Raw genomic sequence first — 3,406 nt, 5'->3', positions numbered from 1 at the left:
AAGGAGGACAGCACGTTGAAGATCTGCGGCACCTCCGCCACCGGATCGGGCGCCGCCGCAAAGGTCTTCGCGATCTCGTAAAGCGCATCCAGCGCCAGGCGGTCGGCGATCGACTGGGTCGAGCGACGGCGGGGCGACGCGGGGCGGGATTGTTGATCGGTCATGCAGTCACCCCCACAGCCAGGAATTTCCGCGGCGGAGCGCCCGGCGCAAGGGACTCGGGCGGCAGCCGCTGCAGTCGGGACTTCTGTACAGACCATAGGGCATGGGCGGGAAAAGGCACGTCTTCCGATATGTCCGGCAGGCAAGTTCGGTTCATTTTTGCGAAGGCACCGGGTCAATTGCGCAATTATGCGGCGAACCCGCGCCGGAGGCCGGAAAATGCGGCAGGCTGCAGGCGGTCAGGATTTGATCACTTTCAGGGTTTCAAGACCGACGAAGCGGGCCTTCCGTTTCGCGGCCTCGGTCTCGAAGACCTTGAAGACCTTTTCCTTGAGCGGCGTCGAGGCGACGAAATCGGCCTGCGCCCGCAACAGCGCATCGCGCGCGCGCTCAAAGATCCCGTCTTCGGTCAGGCCGGTCATGTCGGTGTCGCGCAGATAGGCGCCGAAGCGCTTCAGGATGTGCAGCCGTGACGAGTTGAGCACCTCGCGGATCGGCTCGACGCCGAGGAAGGCAAAGATCTCCTCGGCCGAGGACAGTTTCGCCAGCGCGGCCAGAGTGGGGCTTTCAGGGGTCATCTCTTTCTCCTTGGGTCAGGCGGTGGGCGGCAGGCGGTCGAGCCGCGCCACCATGCGGCGCAGGTCTTCGGGCTGGACGGGGCGTTTCACCCGCACGGCATGGGCGCGCAACAGCGGTTTCAGCCGGTCGAGCACGGCATCACTGGCGGGCAGGCCCGCGTCCAGCAGGGCGGCGCGCAGACCGGCGCTGCCCGAATGCTTGCCGATCACGATCTGCCGTTTGCGGCCAAAGCGGGCGGGGGCGCAGCGGGGGTCTTCGTAGGTGTCGGCGCGCTTCAGGATCGCATCGACATGGATGCCGGATTCATGTGCGAAGACCATCGCCCCGGTGATCGGCTTTTGCGGCGGCAACGCCCGGCCCGAGGCCTTGGCGACGACGGCGGAAAGCTCGGGCAGGGCGCAGAGATCAAGGCCGGTGTCGATGTTGCCCGCTTCCAGCGCGGCGCCGACTTCTTCCAGCGCGGCATTGCCCGCCCGTTCGCCCAGGCCGTTCACCGTGACCGACAGATGCGTCGCCCCGGCATGGGCGGCCATGATCGTGTTCGCCGTCGCCATGCCGAAATCATTGTGGGCATGCATCTCGATCGGCAGGGAGATCCGTGCCGAAAGCTCGGCCACAAGGCGAAAGGCGCCCAGCGGATCGAGCAGGCCAAGCGTGTCGGCGACGCGGAACCGGATGGCGCCCGCGGCGGCGGCGACCTCGGCCAGACGGATCAGGAACGCGGGATCGGTGCGGCTGGCATCCTCGGCGCCGACCGACACTTGCAGCCCGCGATCGGTGGCGCAAAAGATCAAAGCCGCGGTTTCGCGCAAGATCCAGTCGCGATCGACGCGCAGCTTGCCTTCCAGTTGCGCAAGCGAGGTCGGCACCGCGAAATGCACCCGCTTCACCCCGGTTTTCTGCGCCATGTCAAGGTCATGCATCCGCAGCCGACACCAGACGACGGGCGTCGCCGCGCGGATTTCGGCGACGACGGCGCGGATCTCGGCGATCTCGGCCCAGCCCATCGCGGCGATGCCGACCTCGATTTCCGCCACGCCCGCCCGATCCAGCGCCCGGGCGATGGCTTTCTTTTCGGTCAGCGAAAAGGCCACCCCGGCGGTCTGCTCGCCGTCGCGCAGGGTGGTGTCGCAAAGGGCAAGGGTCCGGTTGGGTGTCATGATCTTTTCCCTCAGGCGGTTACGGGAACGGGGCGCAGCTCGGCCAGGATCTCGGGCAGGACGGCCAGCACGCGGGAAAGCTCGGCCGCGGTGGTGTCGGAGGAGAGCGAGAACCGCACCACCCCATGCGCCGCGGTGAAGGGCACGGCCATGGCGCGGGTGACGTGGCTGGGTTCCATCGCGCCCGAGGCGCAGGCCGAACCGGTCGAGACCGCGATGCCCGCGCGGGCCAGTTTCGTCAGCACCGCCTCGCCGTCGATCCGGTCAAAGGCGAGGGTGCAGGTATTGGCGAGCCGGTTGGCCGGATCGCCCAGCACCATGCAGCCGCCCAGGGTCAGGATCCCGGCTTCCAGCCAGTCGCGCAGCGTCGCGATGCGGGACAGATCGGCGGCCATCCGCGCCGCGGTGATCTCGGCCGCGACGCCCATCCCGACCAGCGAGGGCACGTTTTCGGTGCCCGCCCGGCGGCCGCGTTCCTGCTTGCCGCCGCGCAGCAGCGGGCGGAAAGCGACGCCCTTGCGCAGGTAAAGCGCCCCCACCCCCTTTGGCCCGTGGAACTTGTGACCCGAAAGCGAGAGCATGTCGATTTCGCTGTCCACCAGCGAGATCGGCAGCTTGCCCACCGCCTGCACGGCGTCGGTGTGAAACAGCGCGCCGACCGCATGGGCCTCGGCGGCCAGTTCTGCCACCGGAAAGATCGTGCCGGTCTCGTTGTTCGCCCAGAGGATCGAGACGACGGCCACCCGGTCCGACAGCGCGGCGGCATAGGCCGCGCGATCGAGCCGCCCCAGATGATCGACCGGGATGCGATGCACGCGCACGCCCTCGGTCTTTTCCAGATCGGCGGCCAGCATCAGCACCGCCGGATGCTCGACGGCGGAAATGATGATCTCGCGCCGCCCCGCCTGCACCGCAAGGGCCGACCTTATGGCGGTGGTGTTCGCTTCGGTGCCGCCCGAGGTGAAGAGGATCTCCTGCTCGGAAGCGGCCCCGATCAGCGCCGCCACCGCGATCCGGGCCTTGCGCAGCCCCAGCCCCGCCTGTGCCCCGAAGCCATGGCCCGACGAGGCATTGCCGAAATGCTCGGTGAAATAGGGCAGCATCGCCGCCACCGCCTCGGGGAAGACCCGGGTGGTGGCGTTGTTGTCAAGGTAGATCGCGGGTTGGGTCATGGTCAGTGCCGGATGTCGGGGATGACGCGGAAGGGGCGGCCAAGGACGTCGGTGATGCGCTTTTGCACGCCGTAAAGGGTTTGCCCCGCCAGCATGCAGCCCGCGCAGGCGCCCGACAGATGCACGATGACCTTGGCGCCCTCGACCCGCACCAGTTCGATGTCGCCCCCGTCGCGGCGGAAGGTCGGGCGCATCTCGTCGATCAGGGCGCGGATGCGGGTCACCTCGGCGGCGGCGGCATCCCCCGCGGCTTCGGGGGTGTCCACCTGTGCGATCTTGGCGAAGCGCTCGCGCAGCGCCGTGGCGTCGGGGGCGGCGCCCCCTGCGGCGCGC

4 protein-coding genes are annotated in these 3,406 nt (G+C 68.5%); all 4 read right to left on the bottom strand.

Annotation, left to right across the window (positions count from 1 at the left end; genetic code table 11):
* Positions 1-401 precede the first annotated feature (401 nt).
* Positions 402-740, bottom strand: coding sequence for a nitrogenase stabilizing/protective protein NifW (gene nifW, locus FBT96_RS20450; protein ID WP_136909935.1), 339 nt, complete (start codon positions 738-740; stop codon positions 402-404).
* 15 nt (positions 741-755) lie between these two features.
* On the bottom strand, positions 756-1,901 hold the full coding sequence (nifV, locus tag FBT96_RS20445; RefSeq protein ID WP_136909932.1) for a homocitrate synthase: 1,146 nt from the start codon (positions 1,899-1,901) through the stop codon (positions 756-758).
* An 11-nt stretch (positions 1,902-1,912) separates the two neighbouring features.
* Complete coding sequence (locus FBT96_RS20440) at positions 1,913-3,073, bottom strand: aminotransferase class V-fold PLP-dependent enzyme (RefSeq protein WP_136909929.1); 1,161 nt, start codon at positions 3,071-3,073, stop codon at positions 1,913-1,915.
* A 2-nt stretch (positions 3,074-3,075) separates the two neighbouring features.
* A partial coding sequence (locus tag FBT96_RS20435; protein WP_136909926.1) for a NifU family protein occupies positions 3,076-3,406 on the bottom strand: 331 nt, incomplete at its 5' end.

This window comes from Rhodobacter capsulatus, assembly GCF_005144475.1.
Taxonomy (GTDB): Bacteria; Pseudomonadota; Alphaproteobacteria; order Rhodobacterales; family Rhodobacteraceae; genus Rhodobacter; species Rhodobacter capsulatus_C.
This window is presented reverse-complemented; position numbering and strand designations above follow the sequence as displayed.